Raw genomic sequence first — 22,069 nt, 5'->3', positions numbered from 1 at the left:
CTAGCCGGCCGGACGGGGGGTGAGCAGGGAGAGCAGCCCGCGGACCCCGGCGTCGAAGGCGGCCGGCGAACCCGACGCGCGGGCCAGGACGTACCCGCCCTGGACGGTCGCGACGACGGTGGCGGCGATCGCCTCACCGTCCACCCCGGGCCCGAACTGCCCCTGCTCCTTGCCCTCTTCGACGAGGTGGGCGAGCCGCTCGCGGATCCGGTCGATCGTCTCGTCGACGGGTTCGCGCAGCTCGGCGCTGGCGATCACCTCCGGATCCATCGTCAGCCGCCCGATGGGACAGCCCCGCAGCACGTCACGCTCGCGCGTGAGGTACGCCTCGATGCGCTCGTACGGCGTGCCCGGCCCGTTCAGTACTCCCTCGGCGTCGGCCCACGTCTCCTCGGCCGTCCGCCGGATCGCAGCCAGGGCGAGATCGGGCTTGCCCTTGAAGTGGTGGTACATGCTGCCCTGCCCGGCGCCGGCGCGCTCCAGGATCGCCTTGGGGCTGGTCCCCACGTAACCGCGCTCCCAGAGCAGCTCCCGGGTGGACTCGATCAGTCGCTCCGAAGTGCTCATGACCCGACTGTACATACTAGTAGTTACAGAAGTCGAGACGTGAAGGGCCTCAAGGAGCAGCCAAGACACCCGCGCGTACTCCCGGGGAGGTACACGCACTGCCGCTGGCCGTACGACGACCCGGACCCCCTCCCGGCGGGACTCTCGAGACATCGAACGAAGGCCCCGACGAAGGCCTCGCCGCACACCCCACCGAGGAGATGACCCGAGATGAACACTCTGGCGAATTGGGACGGCGGCGGCCCCGGCCCGTGGATCCTGTTCTTCCCGCTGATCTGGGCGGCCGTGGTGATCGGCGTCGTCACGCTCCTGCGCCGCACCGTCTGGCGCGGCCGCCGCGGCCCCTGGAACGCGGTCGGCGACCCCCGCCCCACCGGCGACTCGCCCCTCGCGGTCCTCGGCCGCCGCTTCGCCTCCGGCGAGATCGACGAGGACGAGTACTGGCGCCGGCTGTCCGTCCTGGACGAGCAGTTCGGCCGCACGGGCAAGGGCGGTGCGGCATGAGCACCGCGACCGCCACGACCGCCACACGAAACGCCGCGCGGGTCGTCGACGCCGTGAAGGTGTACGGCGTCGGCGACACCGCCGTACGGGCCCTGGACGGGGTGAGCGTGGCCTTCCCGGCCGGACGGTTCACCGCGATCATGGGCCCGTCGGGCTCCGGCAAGTCCACCCTGATGCACTGCGCGGCCGGCCTGGACACCCTCACCTCGGGCGCCGCGTACGTCGGCGACACCGAACTGGGCGCCCTGGACGACCGCCGTCTCACGCTCCTGCGCCGCGACCGGATCGGCTTCGTCTTCCAGGCGTTCAACCTGGTGCCGACCCTGACCGTCGAGGAGAACATCCGGCTGCCGCTGGACCTGGCGGGCGAGCGCGGCCGGTCGGAGATCGACGCCCTCGACGAAATCGTCGACGTGGTCGGCCTGCGCGACCGTCTCCACCACCGGCCCTCGGAGCTCTCCGGGGGCCAGCAGCAACGCGTCGCCGTGGCCCGGGCGTTCGCCGGCCGGCCGGACGTCGTGTTCGCCGACGAGCCCACCGGCAACCTCGACTCCCGTGCCGGGGGAGAGGTGCTCGGGCTGCTGGCCCGCACCGTGCGCCGGACCGGACGCACGGTCGTCATGGTCACCCACGACCCGGTCGCGGCCGCCCACGCCGACGAGGTCGTCTTCCTCGCCGACGGACGCCTCGTCGACCGGATGGAGTCCCCGACCGCCGACCGCGTGCTGGACCGGCTGAAAGCCTTCGAGGTGCCGTCATGAACGCGTCCTTCCGCCTGAGCCTCTCCTCGCTCCGGGCCCACAGACGCCGCTTCGCCGGGACCTTCCTCGCGGTCTTCCTCGGCGTGGCCTTCCTCGCCGGAACGCTCGTCATGGGCGACACCCTGCGCGCGAACTTCGACTCGATGTTCGGCAACGCGACCGCGGGCACCGACGCCGTCGTCCGGGGCGCCGACAGCATCACGACACCCGGCGAGAGCCAGGGCGTGCGCCGACCCGTCGACACCGGCCTGGTCCGGACGGTGGAGGCCGTCCCCGGCGTCGCCGCCGCCGCACCCGACATCCAGGGCGCGGGCCAGCTCGTCGGCAGCGACGGCAAGCCGATCGGCGGCCAGGGCCCGCCCACCCTCGCCGGCAACTGGATCACCGACCCGAAGCTCAACCCGTACCGGCTCGCCGAGGGCCGCGCCCCGGCCCGGTCCGGCGAGGTCGTCGTCAACCGCGGCACCGCCGACAAGGGCGGCCTGAAGATCGGCGACATCACCACGCTCCGTACACCCGACCCCGTGCGCGTCACGATCGTCGGCCTCGCGACCTTCGGCGGCGAGGACGGCATGGCCCAGGTGACCTACACCGGCATGACCCGCGCCGACGCCGAGAAGTACCTCACCGCCAGGCCCGGCCAGGCGGCGAGCATCGTCGTGCGCGCCGACTCCGGTGTGCGACAGTCGGAGCTCGTCGACCGGCTGACTCCCGTACTCCCCAAGGGCGTCGAGGCCATCACCGGCCGGCAGGCGGCGCAGGAGAACACCGACATGATCGACAGTCAGTTCCTGACGATCTTCACCACGTTCCTGCTGGTCTTCTCCGGAGTGGCCTTGCTGGTCGCGACGTTCTCCATCCACAACACGTTCGCGATCGTCGTCGCCCAACGCACTCGTGAGAACGCCCTGTTGCGTGCTCTCGGCGCGTCCCGCCGCCAGGTCACCGCCGCCACCCTCGTCGAGGCGAGCGCCGTCGCCGTGACCGCCTCGGCGGCCGGCATCGCGGGCGGCGTCGGCATCGCGGCCGGCCTCCAGGCGCTGTTCCCGGCCATCGGATTCCCCTTCCCCGAGGGCGACCTGGTGATCAGCGCCCTCTCCGTGATCCTCCCCCTCGCGGTCGGTGCCCTGGTCTGCCTGGGTTCCGCGTTGATGCCCGCCGTACGCGCCGGCCGCACCGCTCCGCTGGCCGCGCTGCGCGAGACGGCCGTGGACTCCTCCGGCGCCTCACGCCTGCGGGCGGTCATCGGCGCGGGCCTGGTCGCGCTCGCTGTCGCCATGACCCTCACCGGTGTCCTCGTCTCCCCGTCCGTGTGGCTGGCGGGAGGCGGAGCCGTCCTGGCCCTGGTCGCCTTCGTGGTCCTCGGCCCGGTCGCCTCCAGCACGGCCGTACGTCTCCTCGGCAGCCCCCTCGACCGGCTGCGGGGAGTCACCGGGGGCCTCGCCCGCCGTAACGCCCTGCGCAGCCCGAAGCGGACGGCCGCCACCGCCGGCGCCCTGATGATCGGCGTCGCCGTGGTGTCCCTGTTCACCGTGTTCGGGGCCTCGCTCAAGGCGACCATGGACCAGACGGTCTCCCGCTCCTTCGCGGGCGACGTCGCCGTCAGTACCCCCTCCTTCGGCGCGGGCGGCAGCGGACTCAGTCCGAAGCTCGCCCCGGCCGTCGGCAGGCTGCCCGAGGTGGACACGGCCGTCGGGCTCGGCAGGGGAGTCGCCGAAGTCGACGGCAAAGGACGGGCGTTGACCGTCACCGACCCGGTTGCCCTGCGGCGCACCTTCGACCTCGGCACCGTCCAGGGCGACCTGGACGCCCTCGGCACCGACGGCATCGCCATCACCCGCACGGAGGCCGACCGCCGGCACCTCACCACCGGTGACACCGCCCGACTCGCCTTCACGGACGGCGAGAAGAAGACCTTCACCGTCCGCGCGGTCTACGGCCGCTCCGAACTCGCCGGCGACTACGTCATCACCCGCGCGGCCTGGGCCCCGCACCGCACCCAGGACGCCGACACCCTCCTCGCCGTCTCCTTCAAGGACGGCGTGAGCACGGACGCGGGCAAGGCGGCGGTGGAGAAGGTGGCCGCGCACTACGGCAACCCCGAGGTGCAGACCCGCGACGAGTACGCGCAGTCCTCGGCCGGCGGCATCGACATGATGCTCACCCTCGTCTACGCCCTGCTCGCCCTCGCCGTCCTCATCGCGCTCCTCGGCATCGCCAACACGCTGACCCTCGCGATCCACGAACGCACCCGCGAACTCGGCCTGCTCCGGGCGGTCGGCCAGACCCGGTCCCAGCTGAGGGCGATGGTCCGCTGGGAATCAGTCCTGGTCGCCGCGTTCGGCACGGTGGGCGGCCTGGCCCTCGGCGCCTTCCTCGGCTGGGTGCTCGTCCGGGCCTCCGACGGGGCGAGCGACAGCGCCTTCGCCTTCGCGGTGCCGCCCGCCCAACTCGCCGTGGTCGCCCTGGTGGGCGTCGCCGCCGGAGCCCTCGCGGGCCTGCGCCCGGCGCGGCGCGCGGCACGCCTTGACGTGCTGCGCGCCATCGCCACCGAGTGACGTACGCCGACATGGCCTGCGCCCAGGGCGCAGGCCACGGCCGCACCGGGCGACGTACGCCCGAAGGCGGGGTCACCGCCCGGTCAGCCGACGACGGCCGACCGGGCGGGAGCATGTGCGGGCCGCAGATCGTCGACGGAGACGACCTCGGTGAACCGGGGCGAGACCTGCTCCCGGGGCGTGCGACGCGGCGGACGCGCCGACAGTTCGCGCGCGGCGACGGGCGTCGGCAGCGTGAACCACACGACCTTGCCGGACTCGCCGTCAGGCCGGGCGCCCCAGCTCTCGCTCACCGCGGCCACCATTGCGAGCCCGCGCCCACAGGTGGCGAGGGCCGCGGCGTCCTTCATCTCTCCCGCGACCGGCAGACGCGGGTCGTGGTCGCGCACGGAGACGGTGAGCCGGTCGGTCAGCAGTTCCATCTCCACCACGCACACCTTGTCGGGCTGAGCGTGCAGGTGGACGTTGGTCAACAGCTCCGTCACGCCGAGCGCGGCCCGGTCTATGAGCGGATCCATATGCCAGTAGCGCAACTGCGCCGATACGATTCTGCGGACCTGGCCGATCCGCGACGGCAGGGCCTGAAGCTCCACCGCGCAGTGCCTGCTTGGGTTGGTGATCACGGCTGCGACTCCCCGACTGAGGTCCGGAAGAACACGGAGTTCGGATCGAGCAGAGCGTCTGCACAAGGCGGCCGCCTGCTGTCGTGGCCGGCGGGCTGGTTCGCAGCGTTATCGCCGGTAAACCCAGAGTGACGTGAGACCAGAGTGACCCAGTGGTCGCGGTGCCGCAACTCGCGGTGATCCGGCCACGCAGTCGGGCCGCCCCTCTGTGCCGGCTCAGCCGCCGCGTCCCGCCGCCCTGCGCACGGCCTCGATGAAGCGGCGCGCCGCGGGTGGCCCGGGCTCGCCCGGTGCCGGGTCGTGGTCACCCAGGGTCAGCAGATAGCGCGTGCCGTTGACATCGGCCAGCGCCCGGTCCTCCGGGGCGAACCAGGGCTTGGAGGCGCGGACCGCCTGCACGGGCGCGCTGTCGATCTCGCTGCCGTAGCTGGTCAGCAGCTCCAGCCTGCCGTCGCTGATCCGGACCTGACCGGCCCGGGTGAGCGAGCGCAGCCGCTTCCCGATGCGCACGCCCGTAGCCGTGAACTCCGGCTCCGCCATGCCTCCCCGCCCCCTTGTGCGCCTGGGCGAGCCGGACCCTGCGCCCGCGTGGGGCGTGATCCAGCCCGCGTCGTGATCGAACTCGTCCTCGTGACCCAGTGTGCGCCCCCGTCCGGGACCCGCCGCCGGACCGGGTCCTTCACCCTGTCCGGGACCCGCCGCCGGACCGGGGCGTTCACCCCGTCCGGGACCTTCGCCCGACCCGGTGCAGTCTGCCCGTGCCCGGCGTCGAGCACCAGTGCGCACGGCGCCCCGGCGCCACCCGCCCGGAGCACTCGCGCGAATGCGCCCCCCCAGCGCCCGCACCCGCTCCCCAGGGCCGGCTTTGAGGCCCTCAAAGGTGTGTTTATGCAGGTGAGAAGCGTGCGGAAGGTGTTTATGATCGATGTGTCGGCCGCGCGGACCACCGTCGGCGCGAAGCCTGAAGGAGCCCCCGCCGTGACCACCCCCCAGCGCACCAGGACCGGCGCCACCCTCGACGTCGACCACAGCGACACCACCTACCGCGACTGGCTGAAAGAGGCCGTCCGCAAGGTCCAGGCGGACGCCAACCGCTCGGCCGACACCCACCTGCTGCGCTTCCCTCTCCCCGAGAAGTGGGGCATCGACCTGTACCTCAAGGACGAGTCGACCCACCCCACCGGCAGCCTCAAGCACCGCCTCGCCCGCTCCCTCTTCCTCTACGGCCTGTGCAACGGCTGGATCCGGCCGGGCCGCCCGGTGATCGAGGCGTCCAGCGGTTCGACGGCAGTGTCCGAGGCGTACTTCGCCAAGCTGATCGGCGTGCCCTTCATCGCCGTGATGCCGCGTACGACGAGCGCCGAGAAGATTCGCCTGATCGAGTTCCACGGCGGCCAGTGCCACTTCGTCGACGACCCGCGCACGATGTACGAGGAGTCGGCCCGCCTCGCGGCGGACGGCGGGGGCCACTACATGGACCAGTTCACCTACGCGGAACGGGCCACGGACTGGCGCGGAAACAACAACATCGCCGAATCCATCTTCCGCCAGCTGGAGTTGGAGCGGTTCCCGGAGCCCGCCTGGATCGTGGCCACGGCCGGTACCGGCGGTACCTCCGCGACCCTCGCCCGCTACGTCCACTACACCCAGCGCGACACCCGCGTCTGTGTGGCCGACCCCGAGAACTCCTGCTTCTTCGAGGGCTGGACCACCGGCGATCCGGACGTCACCTGCGACTGCGGCTCGCGCATCGAGGGCATCGGCCGGCCGCGGATGGAACCGAGCTTCGTGCCCGGCGCCGTCGACCGGATGATGAAGGTCCCCGACGCGGCCAGCGTCGCCGCCGTACGTGCCCTGGAACAGGCCATCGGCCGCAAGGCGGGCGGCTCGACGGGCACCGGACTGTGGAGCGCGCTCAAGATCGTCGCCGAGATGGTCGCCGACGGGCGTCAGGGCAGCGTCGTCACCCTGCTGTGCGACCCGGGCGACCGCTATCTCGACAAGTACTATTCCGACGCCTGGCTCGCCGAGCAGGGCCTGGACGTCGCCCCGTACACCGCCGCGATCGAGTCACTGCTGGCCACGGGCGTGTGGCCCGCGTGATGCGCAGGGTCGCGCACCTCTTGAGATGTGCCTGCCAAGCCGTACCGCTCAGGAGGTGAGCCGCCGGTCCAGCCGCGTCACAGCGTCCCGGAAGGACCGTCCCAGACCCGCCCGGGCCACCCGCAGGACCGCCCGGAACGCTTTGTTGCCGTCGGCGGCGAACGTCCACTGCACCCGCGTCCCCGCCCCGGCCGGCCTCAGTCGCCACTCCTCGACCAGCGCCCGCAGGCCCGGCGCGTTGGTGACGTCCACGCGGTAGGCGTACGCCTCCGGCTCCTTCGCCACGAGAACCGTCTCGCGAAAGCGCCCGCCGCCCACCAGCCGCACGTCACGCCCCCCACCGCCGTCCAGGGGCTGGATGGAGTTCACGCCCGGGAACCACTCGGCCCAGCCGGACACATCCTCGGCGAGCGCGCGGAAGACCTGTTCGGGAGATGCGGCGACTTCCCGCGCGAAAACCAGCCGTACGGGAGCGATCCCGACGAAGTCGAGCCCTTCGGAGCGCAACCGGTGAGCCATGCGCACAACCTCCTCATGGCGAGGAAAAACGGGTGCGCCACCCTAGCCGCCGCACCCTCAGATGTCTGCACCCTCACCGGGCTCGCCCGCGACCACCAGCCGCCGCAGATGCTCGGAGATCTCCGCGCGGGCCGCGCCCGGCAGACCCGCGTCCGTCACCAGCGTGTCGACCTGCTCCAGGGCCGCGAACGAACTCAGGCCCACCACACCCCACTTGGTGTGGTCCGCGACCACCACGACCCGGCGTGCCGACTGCACCAGACGCCGGTTGGTCTCGGCCTCCGCGAGGTTCGGCGTCGACAGACCGGCCTCGGCCGATATCCCGTGCACGCCGAGGAACAGCACGTCGAAGTGGAGCGCCGCGATGGCCTGGTCGGCGACCGGGCCCACCAGCGAGTCGGACGGCGTACGCACTCCGCCGGTCAGCACGACCGTGGCGGCACCCTGCCGTGGGCCCGAGGTGCGCTGCGCCATGTGGAAGACGTCGGCCACGCGCACCGAGTTGGTCACCACGGTCAGGTCCGGCACGTCCACCAGGTGGTGCGCCAGCGCGTACGTCGTCGTACCGCCCGACAGCGCGATGGCGCTGCCCGGGGCGACGAGTTCCGCCGCGGCCTTCGCGATGTCCTCCTTGGCGGTCAGCTCCAGGCCCGACTTCGCCTCGAAGCCCGGTTCGTGGGTGCTCGCCTCCACGACCGGCACCGCGCCGCCGTGCACCTTCTCCAGGACGCCCTGCCGCGCCAGCGCGTCGAGATCACGGCGCACCGTCATGTCCGACACGCCGAGCTTTCGGGTCAGCTCGTTGACCCGGACGCCGCCACGACGCCGTACCTCGTCCAGGATCAGGGCGCGGCGCTGCTCCGCGAGGAGGTTCTGATTCTCACTCACGTACGCTCCGGTCCTTTCCCTCAAGCCGTCCGACAGGCCCGCTCACCTGCTGTGACGAGGACATTCTCCCCGACGCCGGTGTGCGGGCGTCCCATCCTCGCACGGCCCGCACACAGCTGAGCCACCACCCCGACGCGCGCATGCCATTGACGGGGGGGTCGGTGTTTGTCACACGGCCCGGGGAGATTCCGTGACGGGAGGTGTATCACGCCTGCGAAACGGCGATCCTTATGCCCGCACGGACACATGTCGAAGGCGTGTCACGGGGGAAGTGCGAACAGTGGAACGTGCCTCTGCGGACAGAACGGCCCTGGAACTCCTGGTTCACGGTGTGGGTGGCGCCACGCCCGAGAAGATGCTGAACGATCCACGCACGGTGCGGATCACCGGCGACGACACGGCGGCCGTCTACCGGCGCGCCGACGACGTCACCGCGGACACCGGCCCCGGCGACGACCGCGGCCGCGACGCTCCGGTCCCCGAGGCCTACGTCTGGTCCAACCTCACCTCCGGCAACGGAACGCGCGCCCTGTGGCTGTTGCTGCTGCCGTTCATGGTCGTCAACCTCGCCCACTGGATGCGCCCCGCTGCCCGGGAACGCGTCCGCACGGTGCGTCTGTACGGGCTGCTGGTGCGGCTCGCGGCACTGAGCCTGACGGTGCTGCTCGTCGCCGCGGCCTGCGAGGTCGCCCTCGACCTGACGGCCTGGCAGTGCGCGGGCACGCCCGAGTGCGCCGAGCGCCACTCCTGGCTGGGCTTCCTCTCCCCGGCGGTCTCGAACCACGGCTGGTGGAGCCTGCCCGGCCGCCGCCTCGCCCTCGCGGCCCTGGTCCCGACCGCCCTCACCGGCCTCCTCTGGTACCTCTCCCACCGCACCTGGCGGGCCTACGAGTCCCAGGAACCCCTCGACCGCACGCCCGAACCCGAGAACGGACCCGGTCACACCGCACTCGGCCGACCCGGCTTCTGGTACGGGCGCCGCCTGGTGGCCCGCCTCCGCGCGGCGCACACGGCGGCGGGACTGCTGACGGTCGCCGCGGCGGTCGGCACGGCGGCCGTACGCCAGGACCGCAGGCCCGGCGGCTCCGCCCTCCTGGACACGCTCGGCCGGCTGCTGGAGGTGTCACTGGTCGTCGGCGCGCTGGCCACCGTGTGGGTGGTGTGCCGCCGGGGCCGCAGCGAGCGCCGGCTGGACCGCCGCCTCGACGCCCACCTCGTACACCGCCTCCCGCTGGCCGCCCTCGTCCTGCTCGCCCTCACGCTGGTGTACGCCGGGTGGGACCGCCCCGGCTGGCACTCCGAGGGCCGACTCCCGGGCGACGCGACGTTCGGCGGCCTCGCCCTCGCCCAGGGCGCCCTGGTCATCGTCCTCGCTGTCGTCGCCCGCACCCTGCACCACTGCCCCCAGGAGCACACGCCGCACGGCGACACTGTCGTGCCCACCGCCCCGCGGGAGGCGCGCTCCGGGGCGGGGGACCCGGCCGGAGCAGCCGTCGAATCGGTGGGGGCATCGGAGCCGGGTGACGTGGGCGGGGCTGCTGATCTTCCGCTGGGCGTATCCGTGGAGGGAGGCTCGGGCGGTGGCGTCGTACCCGGTGAAGGGCGTTCGCGGCCGGGGGCCTCGGGCGGGGGTGCGATCGCCGCGGCAAGGTCGACGGGACCGGGTGCCTCAGGTGGGGCGGTTGTCCTTCCGCCGGAGGCATCCGTCTCAGAGGCCTCGGCGGAGGGCGTCGTATCCGGGAAGGGACGCTCCGCGCCGGTGGACTCCGACAGGGGTGCTGCCGCTTCGGCGGGGGGAGCCGGGTCGGGTGAGTCGAGTGGGGGTGCCGTCGTCTCTGGTGGACGGGCTGGGGCGCCTGACCTGGGTGGGGCCGCTGCTGTCCCGGGCAGGGTGCCCGCGTCGGGTGCCTTTGACGGCGGTGCCGTCGTCTCTGGTGGAGGGGCTGGGGCGGCTGACCTGGGTGGGGCCGCTGCTGTCCCGGGCAGGGTGCCCGCGTCGGGTGCCTTTGACGGCGGTGCCGTCGTCTCTGGTGGAGGGGCTGGGGCGGCTGACCTGGGTGGGGCCGCTGCTGTCCCGGGCAGGGTGCCCGCGTCGGGTGCCTTTGGTGGGGGTGCCGTCGTCTCTGCTGGAGGGGCCGGGGCGCCCGGCTTGGGCGAGGCCGCTGCTGTCCCGGGCAGGGTGTCCGGGGCGGAGGGGGCAGGTGGGGCTGTCCATGGCCCGTCGGCGGGGTCCGCGCCGGGGCGCCTGGGCGGAGCCGGCGTCGGACGACGGGATCGGTGCGCCCTGCGGGGGCTCGGTGGGCCCGCGGTCGCGCTCTTGGCCTGCGCTCTGGGCGGGGTCATGTCGGGCGGTGTGTCGCAGCGGGTGTCGGACTGGCTGGACGGCACCGGGACCTCCCTCGACGGCCCGCCCGTGCTCTTGACCTGGCAGGCGTCCGTGATCCCCGTGCTGCTCCTGGTCCTGCTGGTGCTGTGCGGGCTGCTCGGCCGGCTGACCTGGCTGCTGACCCGGGCCGAGCAGGACAAGGTGGTCCGGGAGTACGACGTGGAGCCCGGAGACCCGGCCCGCACCCGCCGTATCGCCCGCGCCCGTGCCCTGGCCACGCTCACCGACCGCGCACCCCTGCTCGTCGCCGTCACCTCCACCGCGACCCTGGTCCTGGGCGCGGGCGCGATCGTCGGCGCCCTCGGCACCGGGAAGACCCCGGTCCGGGCCGGGGAGACGGCCCAGCCCTTCGTGCACGGAGCGGCCCAGACCGCTCAGGCGCTGGGCTCCTGGCTCATCGGGCTCGGCTTCGTCCTGTTCGTCACCTGGGGCCGACGCGCCTACAAGGACGCCTCCGCGCGGCGCACCATCGGCATCCTCTGGGACGTCGGCACCTTCTGGCCGCGCGCCGCACACCCCTTCGCCCCGCCCTGCTACGCCGAGCGCGCGGTACCCGATCTGACCTGGCGCATGGCCACCTGGACGCGTGCCACCGGCGGGCGCCTCGTCATCTCAGGCCACTCCCAGGGCAGCGTCCTCGCGGCCGCCGCGGCCTGGCAGCTGAAGCCCTCCGACCGCAAACGGGTCGCCCTGCTCACCTACGGTTCCCCGATCGAGCGGCTCTACGGACGCTGGTTCCCGGCGCACTTCGGCCCGGCCGCGCTCGCCGCCCTGCACGAGGACATCGACTGCTGGCGCAACCTGTACCGGCCCACCGACCCCATCGGCGGCCCCGTACGGCTCTCCGGTGACGAGTGCGGTCCCCAGGTGGACCGCGAGCCCCTCGCGGACCCGCTGGCGTACGGCCGCACCGCGGATCACCCGCTGCCCTCGCCCATCCTGGGCCACTCCGACTACCAGGCCGACCCGGCGTTCGTGGAGGAACGCGAGCTGCTGCTGGGGCGGCTGCGACCGGAGGTTCCCGTGCAGCGCACATGAGCCGGTCAGGGCAGCTCGGGGAGGTCCTCCGCATACAGCAGCGTCAGGTCGTCCTTGTTCGGCTCCGCCACCTGGGCCACCCGGCTCGCGTGCCGCTCGACCATCGCCTCGAACGTCTGCCGCGCGGTACGCCCGTTACCGAAGGCGGGGCCCTTCGGGAGCTCCGTGAAGTACTTCAGCAGGGCGTCCGCGGTGCCCGGACCGAGCCGGTACTCGTGCTCCTCGGCCTGCTGCTCGACGATCCGCAGCAGCTCGTCGGGGCCGTAGTCACCGAAGGTGATGGTCCGTGAGAAACGGGACGCGACTCCGGGGTTGACCGAGAGGAACCGCTCCATCTCGGCCGTGTAGCCCGCCACGATCACGACCACGGCGTCCCGCTGGTCCTCCATCAGTTTCACGAGGGTGTCGATGGCCTCCTTGCCGAAGTCCCGCCCCGCGTCCTCCGGCGACAGCGCGTACGCCTCGTCGATGAAGAGCACACCGCCGTGCGCCCGTTGGAAGGCCTCCTGGGTGCGGATCGCCGTCGAGCCGATGTGCTCGCCGACCAGGTCGACGCGGGACACCTCGACGAGGTGGCCCTTCTCCAGGACGTCGAGGGCGGCGAGGATCTCGCCGTAGAGACGCGCGACCGTCGTCTTGCCGGTGCCGGGGGAGCCGGTGAAGACCAGATGGCGCTTGACGGAGGCCGCCTTGAGCCCGGCCTGCTGCCGGCGCCGGCCCACCTCGATCATGTCGATGAGGGCCCGCACCTCACGCTTGACGCTCTCCAGGCCTACCAGCGTGTCAAGTTCGCCGAGCACGTCCTTGGAGGACCGCACCGACGTCTGAGGCTCGGCGGCGGCCTGCTGCGCTTCCGGCACGGTGACGCGCTGCTCGGGGATCACACCGAGCAGACCGGGCGACTGGGCGGTCGTCTGCACAGCCGTCTCCGGCACCGCCGCGGCCCCTGGGATCCGCACGCCCGCGCTCTCGTCACTGGTGCAGTCCTCGACCAGGGGTCCGGAACCGGCCGTGGCGTCCGCCCCGGCGTCCGCGAACTCGTAGCCGCCGCGCGCGCAGCGCTCCGTCCGGCACTTCCGCAGCGTCGTACGACTGCCGTCTATCACGTGGAAGCCGTAACCGCCGCTGTTGGTCACCCGGCAGTTCAGGAAACTGCCACGCCCGCCGGCCGACACGTAGAACCCGGCCTCGGCGGGGGAGTCGACCGTGCAGCGCTCGACGGTGGGGTCGGCGCCCTTGGTGACGATCACGCCGGTCTGGGTGCTGTCCACGGTGCAGTTGTTGAGGGTGCCGCCGCTGCCGTGGTCGCGGAACCAGGCGCCGGTCGCCGCGTCCCGGATCCGGCAGTCGTCGAGCTGGGCGGTCGCGCCGTCGCTCACCGACACAGCCGTGTTGCGGACCTGGGAGAGGTCGCTGTCGACGACGTCCGCGCGCGAGCCGCGGTCGAGGACGAACAGGGCGTCCGGCACGTCGTGCACCCGGCAGGAGTCGAGGACCGCGGTGGCGCCGTCGCTGACCCAGACGGCCGGGTAGTCGCCGGTGCTGTCGAAGATCTCGCACTGGTTGGCGTCCACGCGCGTGCCCGGGTCCCACACCGACAGCCCGTTGCGCCCGAACTGACGCACCGTCGTGCGGGTCAGCGTCAGGACGGAGCGGGAGCGCAGGTCGACCGCGTTCTCCGGGATGTCGTGGATACGGCAGTCGGCCAGGGTGAGCACGGCGTCCGTGTCGAGGGTGACGCCGTCGGCGGTGGTGCGGTGCACATCGCAGTCGGTGAGGTGCGCGGTGGCCCGGGCGGTGATCTGCACGCCGCTGCCCCTGACCTCGTAGACCTCGCAACCCACTGCTTCCAGCGCCGAGTTGTCGCCGGTCGCGCTCAGGCCCGCGCCCGAGGTGTGGTGCACCCGGCAGCGCTCCAGCCGGGGATGGGCGCCCCCGCGCACCGCGACCCCGGCCTGGCCCGCCGCGACGACCTCGCACTCCTCGAAGACACCGCCACCGCCGTCGACCACGGCGATGCCGATGCCCGCGGGATTGTCGACCGTGCAGCGCCGCACCGTCGGGCGCGCGCTGCCGCGCACCTCGATGCCCGCCGCGGACCGCGTGACGATCCGCAGGTCCAGCAGTTCCGGCGTGCCTTCCTCGACGAGCACCGCGGGCGCCGCCGCGTCCTGGCCCTCCACGTGCAGGTCCTGCACCACCGCCGAGGCACGCACGGTCAGCGGCACCCCGTCCAAGGGCGCGAGGCGCACGGAACCGGGGGAGCCCTCGGGGCCGCGCAGGGTCACCGACCGCTGTACCACGAGGTTCTCCCGATAGGTGCCGGGGGCGATGGTGAGGACGTCGCCCTCGGCCGCGGCCTCCAGGGCGGCGGCGAGCGATGCGTACTCACCCGTGCGGCGCCGCCACCTCGATGTGCCGGTGTGCGTCACCTGGACCGTGCCCTGTGCCATGGCGTTGCTGTGCCCCCACCTCGTGGTACGCGGGTTGATGCCGAAATGCTTCGGCCGGACCACCGTAGCGTGCGCGCGGGTGGTGGGTTGACCAGAGACGGAAGGCCGTCAACTGCCGGTGCCGGTGCGGCCCCAGTCCGGGCCCGCCCGGTCCCAGGCCTGGTCCCAACGGGCGTACCGGCGACGGACCATGCGCCAGACGATCAGCCGCCGGCCGCCCTCTACCGTGCCCACGGTGAGCAGGGCCGCGCCGAAGCCGGCGAGCACGGCGTGCGTCGTCGCCGTGGCGGAGTCCAGCGGGCGGCCCATCAGCCGGCCGTGTCCGTCCGTCCATATCTCGAAGTGGTCGCCATTGTGCGGGGTCTTGAGGCTCGCCAGGACCGTGCCGTGCTGCGCGGTGCCGTCCGGCGCGGTCCAGTCCGCGACGACCCGCGTACGGGCGTCCCGGCCGGTGGCCGTCTCGGGGTCCACCTCCAGGGGCGAGCCGTCCACCTTCCGCACCACGGTGGCCGTGACCTCGTGGCGGGACGCGCGCTGCTCGCGGACCGCCTGCTGAAGGACGTCCTGTGCGGCCGTGCCGACGAGTGAGCCCACCACGGGCGCCACGAGGAGGATCAGCAGCAGGGCCGACAGGGCCACCCAGGCCTCGGCCAGATCCGTCCCACGGCGCAGCGGATTGTGTCGCCAGCGCCAGATTCCGCGGATCGCTCGCACCGTCCGCACCCCCTTCCCGCTCCGTGATAACCCCCGTCGGAGCCGTTCACGCGCGAGCCCGGTGAAAGAGAGAGCGAAATCACCAGGGCTCGGGACGTCTCATGAACTTCTCACGCAATCCCAACGCTCCGGGGCCGGGCGGGGGTTCCCACGGATCGTCCCGGCTCTGATCGAGGCCGGAACTACGCGATGACGCGCACCGGATCGCCGACCCTGACCGTGCCCCGGGAGAGGGGCACCAGGTTCTGTCCGAAGACCAGCTTGCCGTCGAGGCGCCGGTGCCGGCCGAGGGTGGACAGGGGTTCCTTGCCGCGCCCTGCGGTGCTCTGGTCGGTGGTGGTCACGACACACCGCCCGCACGGCTTGGCGACACGGAACTCGACCTCGCCGACGGCGAGACGCGACCAGCCGTCCTCGGCCCAGGGGTCGGTGCCCGCCACGACCAGGTTCGGCCGGAAACGGTTCATCGGCAGCGGTCCCTCCCCGGCGTGCCCGCCCCGCGCGATCAGGGAGTTGAGGGCGTCGAGGGACGCGGTCGTGGTGGCCAGCAGCGGATAGCCGTCGGCGAAGGTGACGGTCTCGCCGGGCAGCGCGTTCGCGGGGTCGACGGGCCTGCGCGTCGCGGGGTCGTCCATGTGCACCAGCCGTATGTCGGCGCCGACGTGGGCGCTGCACCAGGCGTGCGCGGCGGCGTCGGCGAGGACCCCCTCCACCTTGTCGCGGAAGATCTCCAGCGACACCGTGCCCACCGGCTCGGGCACCCGCACGGTCAGCGGCTCGAGGCCGGGTGCGGACAGACGGACGCCGCCGGGCAGCAGCTCGGCGGCGGCCAGCGCGAGGCGCGGCTGCTGGCGTTGTGTGACGACCTTTCCCCCGTCGTCGATCAGCGCCCAGCGTCGGTCACCGGCCAGCCCCCAGGGCTCCACAACGGCCTCCCGGGGTGCCTGGCCCCGGAACGCCTTGACCGGATGGACGTGAATCGACAGCAGCTCTGCGTGCCCCATGGGGTCATCCTGCCAGGCGGCACCGACCCCCCGGGTCGGCTCAGTAGCCGCCTCGGTACTGCTGCTGGTTGTACGGGTCCTGGTACTGAGGGGCGGCGGGCCGGGGCGCGGCGGGGCGCATCGCCTCGTAGCCCGTGCCGGGACCGGCCGGGCGCGGCTGCTGCGCCTGGGGACCGGGATAGCCGCGCGGCGCGGCGGCCTGCGGCGGGATGTACGCCGCCGGGGCCTGCTGCAGCGGAGCGGGCTGCTGGGCCTGCGGGTAGCCGTAGGGCGCCTGGGACGGGCCCGACGGGAGGGCGGGCAGCGCCGACGGCAGCGCGGGCAGGTTGCTGTTGCCCATGTCGTACGCGGCGGGGACCCGGATCGGGGCGATCTGCGGGGTGCCCCGCTCGGCCACGAGGGAGTCGTAGATCGGAGTGTCCGGGAAGGAGGCGTAGTAGCCGCCGCCATAGGTGGAGCGGGGGGAGGTCATGGCACATAAGTTAAGCCCACGATGTGCTGGTTGGGGAGACCGATAAGAGGGTTGATTTCCGTGTCGGGGGTGACCTCGGATCCCCAATGCGAGCGAAGTTGGGAAAATGGGACGTCAAACGCCCTGTAGATCGTGTAAATGCCGAGTTCCCAGCCGGTTACCGGGGGTCGGCCGGAGGCGATCCCGTGCCTCCGATGGGAGTTCGGTGTCCTGCGGAATAGGTTGACCGGGTAGACAACCCGAGGGGTGCCGGGCGCGGGCCTGGGTGCACTGACACACAATGGGGGCGTACATGTCAATGCCGAAGGGTTCCAATGCTCCGGTGCCGACCACAGCACTGCGGGTCGAACTGGGCTGGCGCTCGGGACCGGGTGTTCCGGACGCGGACGCGTCGGCGCTGCTCCTCGTGGGCGGAAAGGTCCGTTCCGACGCCGACTTCGTCTTCTACAACCAGCCGGCCCATTCCTCCGGAGCGGTCCGCCACGAGGGCAAGCGGAACTCCGGGGGCCGCGTGACGGACACCCTTCTCGTCGACCTCGCGCGCGTGGAGCCCGCGATCGAGACCGTGGTACTGGCCGCTTCGACGGACGGCGGTTCGTTCGGCCGGGTCCCGGACCTCTACATCGAGGTACGGGACGCGGCACAGGGCACCGTCGTGGCGCGGTTCGACAGCACCGGGGCCACCGTCGAAACGGCCTTCGTGCTGGGAGAGTTCTACCGCCGCCAGGGCGCCTGGAAGTTCCGGGCCGTCGGACAGGGCTACGGCAGCGGTCTCGAAGGCCTGGCCACGGACTTCGGGATCACGGTGGACGAGCCGCAGCACGCGGCCGCCCCGGCTCCGTCGACTCCGCAGTCCCCGCCGTCTCCGCCGTCTCCGCCGCCGACCATGCCCGCCTTCCCGGCCACGGTGCCCCCGCCCGTCCACCAGGCCCCGCCCCCGCCGCCGGCACCGCCCGCCGGGCCGGTCCGGCTGACCAAGGTGACGCTCACGAAGGCCGCCCCGTCGGTGTCCCTGACCAAGCAGGGCGGCACCTCGGGCGCCCTGCGCGTGAACCTCAACTGGGAGACGCGCAAGCAGTTCTCGGGGTGGGGCAGCAAGCGCGGGCGGGCGATGGCCATGCACAACGACCTCGACCTCGACCTGTGCGCCCTGTACGAACTCGCCGACGGTCGCAAGGGCGTCGTCCAGGCCCTCGGCAACGCCTTCGGCGCCCTGCATCAGCCGCCGTACATCCACCTCGACGGCGACGACCGCACCGGCGCGGTGGCGAGCGGCGAGAACCTGACCGTCAACCTCGACCACAAGAACGACTTCCGCCGCATCCTCGTCTTCGTGACCATCTACGAGGGCGCCCGTTCCTTCGCCGACCTGCACGCCACGGTCACACTGCAACCTCAGTTCGGCGCCGCGGTCGACTTCTCCCTGGACGAGTGCACCATCCCGTCGACAGTGTGTGCGCTCGCCCTGATCACCAACCACGGCGGCGACCTCGTCGTCCAGCGCGAGGCTCGCTACCTGGTGCCCGAGCGCGGGGTGAGCCCGCAGCGGACCGTCGACTATGCCTACGGGTGGGGCATGAACTGGACTCCTGGCCGCAAGTAGGGGGCCTTCGAGAAGGGCTCAGCCCTCGTCGGTCACGGCGTCCGGACGTGCGTAGGTGCGGCCCTTCCAGGCCGCGCCGCGCCCTCGGTAGTGCTGCACCGCGGAATCCACCGTCATCAGGAGATAGAGGAACGCGGTGAACGGCAGCAGGGGAGCGAGCCACAGCGGCTGACGGTAGTGACGCAGCATAGGGACGTACGTCCCCGTCATCACCAGCCACGCCAGACCACCGAGTACCGCCGCGGCCGTACTGCCGACGGCGAGCCCGGTGAGGAGGGCGAGCGGCGGCACCAGGTAGATCAGGGCGAGGCCGAGCACCGTGCCGGCCAGCAGGAACGGGTTGTGGCGAAGTTGCGCATAGGCACTGCGCGAGACCATTCGCCACAGGTCGTGCAGTCTCGGGTAGGGGCGCACGCTGTCGACGCGGTCGGCCAGCCCCAGCCAGATGTGACCGCCCCCGCCCTTCACGGCCCGCGCGAGCGCCACGTCGTCGATGACGGTGTGCCGGATGGCGTCCGGGATCCGGGCCCGCTCGGCCGCCTCGGTGCGCAGCAGGACGCAGCCGCCCGCCGCGGCCGCCGTGCGCGCCCCTCGCAGGCCGATCCTGCGGAAGGGGTACAGCTGCGCGAAGAAGTAGACGAAGGCCGGCACCACCAGCCGCTCCCACAGGCTCTCCACCCGCAGCCGGGCCATCTGCGAGACGACGTCGAACCCCCCGGTGCGCGCCGCCGCCACCAGCTCCCGGAGGCTGTCGGGTGCGTGCGCGATGTCGGCGTCCGTCAGCAGGAGGTACTCGGGCTCACGCGCGCGTGCCAGCGCGATGCCGTGCCGAACCGCCCACAGCTTCCCGGTCCAGCCCGTGGGCGGTTCGCCCGGCGAGTCCACGGTCAGCGGGAGCCCACCGCGCCGCCGGGCGAGAGAGCGCGCCAGTTCGCCGGTGCCGTCGGAGCTGCTGTCGTCGACGAGGAAGATCTCGGCCCGTCCCGGATAGTCCTGCGCGAGCAGCGAGGGCAGGCTCGCGGGCAGCACCGCCGCCTCGTCGCGCGCGGGGACGACGATACAGACCGACGGCCACCGATCGGGTTCCTTCCGGGGCGGCAGCCGCACATCCGTTCGCCAGAAGAAGCCCTGACAGAGCAGCAGCCACAGCCAGGCGACCAGGGACAGGGCGGCGATCCACACGATGGCGCTCACGCGCGCAGTCTGCCCCACCCGACCGGGCCGCAAGAGCACATCGTCTATGGTGGCCGGGTGAAGATCGCGCTCATGGACTCCGGAATCGGTCTGCTGGCGGCCACCGCCGCGGTAAGGCGCCTGCGGCCCGACGCCGATCTCGTGCTCTCGCTCGACCCCGACGGAATGCCGTGGGGCCCACGCACCACGCAGGACCTCACCGAGCGTGCCGTGGCTGTAGCCGAGGCCGCCGCCGCGTACCGGCCCGAGGCCCTCATCATCGGTTGCAACACGGCGACCGTGCACGCTCTGCCCACCCTGCGCGCCCGCCTCGAACCCGGCATCCCGGTGATCGGCACCGTCCCGGCGATCAAGCCGGCCGCGGCCGGCGGCGGCCCCGTCGCGATCTGGGCCACGCCGGCCACCACCGGCAGCCCCTACCAGCGCGGCCTCATCCAGGACTTCGCCGACGGGGTTCCGGTCGCCGAGGTGCCCTGCTGGGGACTGGCCGAGGCCGTGGAGCACGCGGACGAGGCGGCGATCGACGCCGCGGTCACCGCGGCCGCCGCCCTCACCCCCGACGAGGTAACGACCGTCGTCCTGGGCTGCACCCATTACGAACTGGTCGCCGACCGCATCCGTGCCGCCGTGCAGCGTCCCGGGCGTCCGCCGCTGGTCCTGCACGGTTCGGCCGGGGCCGTGGCAGCGCAGGCATTGCGCCGGATCGGTGCGCGCCCCGAACCCGAGGCGGCGTCCCTCGGCACCGTGACCGTTCTCCTCAGCGGCCGACAGGGCGGCCTGCCGGCGCCCGCCCTGGCCTACGCGGAAGGCCGCCTGCTCCAGGCCGTCAGCCCCGTGCAGTGACCGACGGGCTCCGGCGCCGTCCTGGGGGACCGCCGCCGCCCGGGAGGAGCAGTCACCCTGCGCAACGGGCTACCGGCGCAGCGAAACCTGAGTAGCCTCATGCGTATGAGGGACCACCCCCACGACGAGAGCACCCCGCTTCCCGACGTCCCGCATCGCGACGCCCCGCATCCCGACGTCTGGACCGGGCGCGCCACCAACCGGTTCCAGTGGCTGCTCGCGCTCGTGGGCGCCGCCTGCATGGCGCTCGGCATCGAACTCGCCGTCGATTCCGCGTGGACGTCCGGCATCGCGCCGCTCGTCATGGCCGTCGTCGGATGCATCGCGGCAGGGTTGCTGGTGCTCTTCGGCACGCTCGCCTTTGTCCACGTCGACCTGAAGCTCGACAAGGAGTCCCTCGAAGTGCGCTGCGGCCACATCGGCCTGCCGCGCCGCCGCATCCCCCTGGCGCATGTCGCCGGAGCCGACTTCGAACCGCTCGTCACCCCGCGCCACTGGGGTGGCTGGGGCTACCGCTGGCGGCCGGAGAAGGGAACCGCCGTCGTCGTACGCCGTGGCGAGGGCGTGGTGCTGAGGCTCTGGGACGGCCACACGTTCACGATCACCGTGGACGACGCGGAGTCGGCCGTACGCGTCATCAGGGCCCGGCTGCGGACGGGCACCCCGGGCACGACGCAGCACTGACGTCCCTCTGACGTCCTCTGACGTCCGTCTCCGGAACACGTCGGCGTCAGGCGGCCGGGCGGTCGCCGTGGCGTAGGTCCCTCTCGTACTCCGACATCGCCTCGGGCGCCGTGGGCTGCTCGGCGAGCGGTCGGGCCGTGGCCAGACCCGCCAGCAGTCCCGCGCCGACCGACACGGTGGTGAAGCTCAGCGCGTTGCCGATCGCGGCGAGGCCGGCGAGGGCCGTGAGCGCGGCACCCGCGGTGAGGACGACCGGCGTGGGGCGCGGCGCGCGCCACAGGGCGAACAGCACCCAGCAGAAGGCCGCGGCGAGCAGCAGCACCCCGACGACACCCTGCTCCGCCGCCAGTTGCAGCGGCGCCGAATGGGGTTTGCCGTCGGACAGCGTCGACCGCGCCGCCGTCGTACTCAGCTCCCCGAAGCGCCCGGGGCCCACGCCGAGTCCGGCCTCGTGGTGGGCCATGCCCACGGCGTCGTGCCACAGGTCGACCCGGTAGGGCGTCAGGTGGGCCGTCAGGGCATCGGTGAGGCCGTCGGGCAGCGCCTTTGCGGCGACCGCCCAGGTCAGGCCCGTCATCAGGGAGGCGGCACCGGCCAGCGCCACGAGGCCTGGCCCCCGGCTGCGCACCCGTCCGGCGGCCAGGGAGCACAGCAGCACCGCGCCGCAGGTCAGCACGGCCGTGGTCGAGCCCAGGAGGGCCCCGGCGACCACGATCACCCCGGCGAGCAGCCACAGCGTGTACCGCAGCGCGGGCACGGGCGTGGCCCAGGCGGCGCAGCACGCGGCACCGGCCGACAGGGTGAGCAGCGCGGCGGTGGCGCCGGCGTGGCCCAGCGGCGCGACGATCTCGGGTCCCGGGGCGAGCCGGGGCACGGTCACCGTCAGGGCGAGCCCGGCCAGCGCCCCGGCGCAGGGCGCCGCGACCGGCAGCAGCACCCCGAAGATCCGCCCCGCCGCGTACCCGGCGGCCAGCGCCAGCACCGCGAGCAGGACACCCTCGGGACGTCCGCCGTGCACGGCGGAGGTGACCAGGGACCAGATGGCGCAGGCCCCGAACACGGCCACGCCCGCCGCATCAGAAACGTTTCGTCTTTCTCCGTCCGCGTCACTGCCGACCGCAGACGTCATCCCAGTGGAACCCACCCCGTCCCCCC

19 protein-coding genes are annotated in these 22,069 nt (G+C 72.9%); 8 read left to right on the top strand and 11 right to left on the bottom strand.

Translation table 11 applies throughout. The features are described 5' to 3' along the window. Positions 1-567, bottom strand: coding sequence for a TetR/AcrR family transcriptional regulator (locus OG289_RS05225; protein ID WP_327312814.1), 567 nt, complete (start codon positions 565-567; stop codon positions 1-3). A 210-nt stretch (positions 568-777) separates the two neighbouring features. On the opposite strand from OG289_RS05225, the gene OG289_RS05220 reads away from it, so the two are divergent. From OG289_RS05220 to OG289_RS05210, 3 genes are read left to right on the top strand one after another with little or no spacing between them, the layout of a single operon-like run. Next, positions 778-1,071, top strand: coding sequence for an SHOCT domain-containing protein (locus OG289_RS05220; RefSeq protein WP_327312813.1), 294 nt, complete (start codon positions 778-780; stop codon positions 1,069-1,071). Next, positions 1,068-1,832: an ABC transporter ATP-binding protein gene (locus OG289_RS05215; protein ID WP_327312812.1), complete on the top strand. Its 765-nt coding sequence runs from the start codon at positions 1,068-1,070 to the stop codon at positions 1,830-1,832. Before OG289_RS05220 ends, OG289_RS05215 begins: the two co-directional genes overlap by 4 nt. Continuing rightward, positions 1,829-4,390, top strand: a complete 2,562-nt coding sequence (locus tag OG289_RS05210; RefSeq protein ID WP_327312811.1) for an ABC transporter permease — start codon at positions 1,829-1,831, stop codon at positions 4,388-4,390. Before OG289_RS05215 ends, OG289_RS05210 begins: the two co-directional genes overlap by 4 nt. 83 nt (positions 4,391-4,473) lie before the next feature. Here OG289_RS05210 and OG289_RS05205 read toward each other — a convergent pair whose 3' ends face one another. Together OG289_RS05205 and OG289_RS05200 are read right to left on the bottom strand one after the other, a co-directional pair. After that, positions 4,474-5,013, bottom strand: a complete 540-nt coding sequence (locus OG289_RS05205; protein ID WP_327312810.1) for an ATP-binding protein — start codon at positions 5,011-5,013, stop codon at positions 4,474-4,476. Between the two features lie 216 nt (positions 5,014-5,229). Next, positions 5,230-5,553: a hypothetical protein gene (locus tag OG289_RS05200; protein WP_327312809.1), complete on the bottom strand. Its 324-nt coding sequence runs from the start codon at positions 5,551-5,553 to the stop codon at positions 5,230-5,232. 438 nt (positions 5,554-5,991) lie between these two features. Here OG289_RS05200 and OG289_RS05195 point away from each other — a divergent pair, with 438 nt between their 5' ends. Then, positions 5,992-7,116: a PLP-dependent cysteine synthase family protein gene (locus tag OG289_RS05195; RefSeq protein WP_327312808.1), complete on the top strand. Its 1,125-nt coding sequence runs from the start codon at positions 5,992-5,994 to the stop codon at positions 7,114-7,116. A gap of 48 nt (positions 7,117-7,164) precedes the next feature. On the opposite strand, the gene OG289_RS05190 is transcribed toward OG289_RS05195, so the two are convergent. Further along, positions 7,165-7,635, bottom strand: coding sequence for an SRPBCC family protein (locus OG289_RS05190; RefSeq protein ID WP_327312807.1), 471 nt, complete (start codon positions 7,633-7,635; stop codon positions 7,165-7,167). Between the two features lie 57 nt (positions 7,636-7,692). Next, positions 7,693-8,523, bottom strand: a complete 831-nt coding sequence (locus OG289_RS05185; protein WP_327312806.1) for a DeoR/GlpR family DNA-binding transcription regulator — start codon at positions 8,521-8,523, stop codon at positions 7,693-7,695. 355 nt (positions 8,524-8,878) lie between these two features. On the opposite strand from OG289_RS05185, the gene OG289_RS05180 reads away from it, so the two are divergent. After that, positions 8,879-11,947, top strand: a complete 3,069-nt coding sequence (locus tag OG289_RS05180) for a hypothetical protein (RefSeq protein WP_327312805.1) — start codon at positions 8,879-8,881, stop codon at positions 11,945-11,947. A gap of 5 nt (positions 11,948-11,952) precedes the next feature. On the opposite strand, the gene OG289_RS05175 is transcribed toward OG289_RS05180, so the two are convergent. From OG289_RS05175 to OG289_RS05160, 4 genes are all read right to left on the bottom strand, one after another. After that, positions 11,953-14,400, bottom strand: a complete 2,448-nt coding sequence (locus OG289_RS05175) for a right-handed parallel beta-helix repeat-containing protein (RefSeq protein WP_327312804.1) — start codon at positions 14,398-14,400, stop codon at positions 11,953-11,955. A gap of 108 nt (positions 14,401-14,508) precedes the next feature. Beyond that, a complete protein-coding gene (locus OG289_RS05170) occupies positions 14,509-15,114 on the bottom strand; it encodes an Rv1733c family protein (protein WP_327312803.1) in 606 nt (201 codons plus the stop codon). Between the two features lie 182 nt (positions 15,115-15,296). Next, complete coding sequence (locus tag OG289_RS05165) at positions 15,297-16,118, bottom strand: MOSC domain-containing protein (protein ID WP_327312802.1); 822 nt, start codon at positions 16,116-16,118, stop codon at positions 15,297-15,299. Between the two features lie 40 nt (positions 16,119-16,158). After that, on the bottom strand, positions 16,159-16,590 hold the full coding sequence (locus OG289_RS05160) for a DUF6643 family protein (RefSeq protein WP_327312801.1): 432 nt from the start codon (positions 16,588-16,590) through the stop codon (positions 16,159-16,161). Between the two features lie 298 nt (positions 16,591-16,888). Here OG289_RS05160 and OG289_RS05155 point away from each other — a divergent pair, with 298 nt between their 5' ends. Continuing rightward, positions 16,889-18,193 (top strand): TerD family protein, encoded by a 1,305-nt coding sequence (locus OG289_RS05155; protein ID WP_327320590.1) that lies wholly within the window; start codon positions 16,889-16,891, stop codon positions 18,191-18,193. Between the two features lie 18 nt (positions 18,194-18,211). Here OG289_RS05155 and OG289_RS05150 read toward each other — a convergent pair whose 3' ends face one another. Continuing rightward, the gene (locus OG289_RS05150) at positions 18,212-19,405 is read right to left on the bottom strand and encodes a glycosyltransferase (RefSeq protein WP_442819064.1); all 1,194 of its coding nucleotides are present in this window, start codon (positions 19,403-19,405) and stop codon (positions 18,212-18,214) included. A 39-nt stretch (positions 19,406-19,444) separates the two neighbouring features. Between OG289_RS05150 and OG289_RS05145 the strand changes: the two genes are divergently transcribed. Both OG289_RS05145 and OG289_RS05140 read left to right on the top strand, forming a co-directional pair. Beyond that, positions 19,445-20,230, top strand: a complete 786-nt coding sequence (locus OG289_RS05145; RefSeq protein ID WP_327312799.1) for a glutamate racemase — start codon at positions 19,445-19,447, stop codon at positions 20,228-20,230. Between the two features lie 105 nt (positions 20,231-20,335). Beyond that, a complete protein-coding gene (locus OG289_RS05140) occupies positions 20,336-20,914 on the top strand; it encodes a hypothetical protein (RefSeq protein WP_327312798.1) in 579 nt (192 codons plus the stop codon). 46 nt (positions 20,915-20,960) lie between these two features. Here the strand turns inward: OG289_RS05140 and OG289_RS05135 are convergent, their stop codons facing one another. Beyond that, on the bottom strand, positions 20,961-22,043 hold the full coding sequence (locus OG289_RS05135) for an O-antigen ligase family protein (protein ID WP_327312797.1): 1,083 nt from the start codon (positions 22,041-22,043) through the stop codon (positions 20,961-20,963). Positions 22,044-22,069: the final 26 nt, after the last annotated feature.

Source organism: Streptomyces sp. NBC_01235 (assembly GCF_035989285.1).
GTDB lineage: Bacteria > Actinomycetota > Actinomycetes > Streptomycetales > Streptomycetaceae > Streptomyces.
This window is presented reverse-complemented; position numbering and strand designations above follow the sequence as displayed.

What these genes read in the sequence shown, in the direction of transcription:
- OG289_RS05220 (WP_327312813.1), top strand. Translation starts at nt 778, where the DNA reads ATGAACACTCTGGCGAATTGGGACGGCGGCGGCCCCGGCCCGTGGATC.
- OG289_RS05180 (WP_327312805.1), top strand. Translation starts at nt 8,879, where the DNA reads ATGCTGAACGATCCACGCACGGTGCGGATCACCGGCGACGACACGGCG.
- OG289_RS05175 (WP_327312804.1), bottom strand. Translation starts at nt 14,400, where the DNA reads ATGGCACAGGGCACGGTCCAGGTGACGCACACCGGCACATCGAGGTGG.
- OG289_RS05135 (WP_327312797.1), bottom strand. Translation starts at nt 22,043, where the DNA reads ATGACGTCTGCGGTCGGCAGTGACGCGGACGGAGAAAGACGAAACGTT.
- OG289_RS05155 (WP_327320590.1), top strand. Translation starts at nt 16,889, where the DNA reads ATGCCGAAGGGTTCCAATGCTCCGGTGCCGACCACAGCACTGCGGGTC.
- OG289_RS05215 (WP_327312812.1), top strand. Translation starts at nt 1,068, where the DNA reads ATGAGCACCGCGACCGCCACGACCGCCACACGAAACGCCGCGCGGGTC.
- OG289_RS05225 (WP_327312814.1), bottom strand. Translation starts at nt 567, where the DNA reads ATGAGCACTTCGGAGCGACTGATCGAGTCCACCCGGGAGCTGCTCTGG.
- OG289_RS05160 (WP_327312801.1), bottom strand. Translation starts at nt 16,590, where the DNA reads ATGACCTCCCCCCGCTCCACCTATGGCGGCGGCTACTACGCCTCCTTC.
- OG289_RS05190 (WP_327312807.1), bottom strand. Translation starts at nt 7,635, where the DNA reads ATGGCTCACCGGTTGCGCTCCGAAGGGCTCGACTTCGTCGGGATCGCT.
- OG289_RS05210 (WP_327312811.1), top strand. Translation starts at nt 1,829, where the DNA reads ATGAACGCGTCCTTCCGCCTGAGCCTCTCCTCGCTCCGGGCCCACAGA.
- OG289_RS05140 (WP_327312798.1), top strand. Translation starts at nt 20,336, where the DNA reads ATGAGGGACCACCCCCACGACGAGAGCACCCCGCTTCCCGACGTCCCG.
- OG289_RS05200 (WP_327312809.1), bottom strand. Translation starts at nt 5,553, where the DNA reads ATGGCGGAGCCGGAGTTCACGGCTACGGGCGTGCGCATCGGGAAGCGG.
- OG289_RS05165 (WP_327312802.1), bottom strand. Translation starts at nt 16,118, where the DNA reads ATGGGGCACGCAGAGCTGCTGTCGATTCACGTCCATCCGGTCAAGGCG.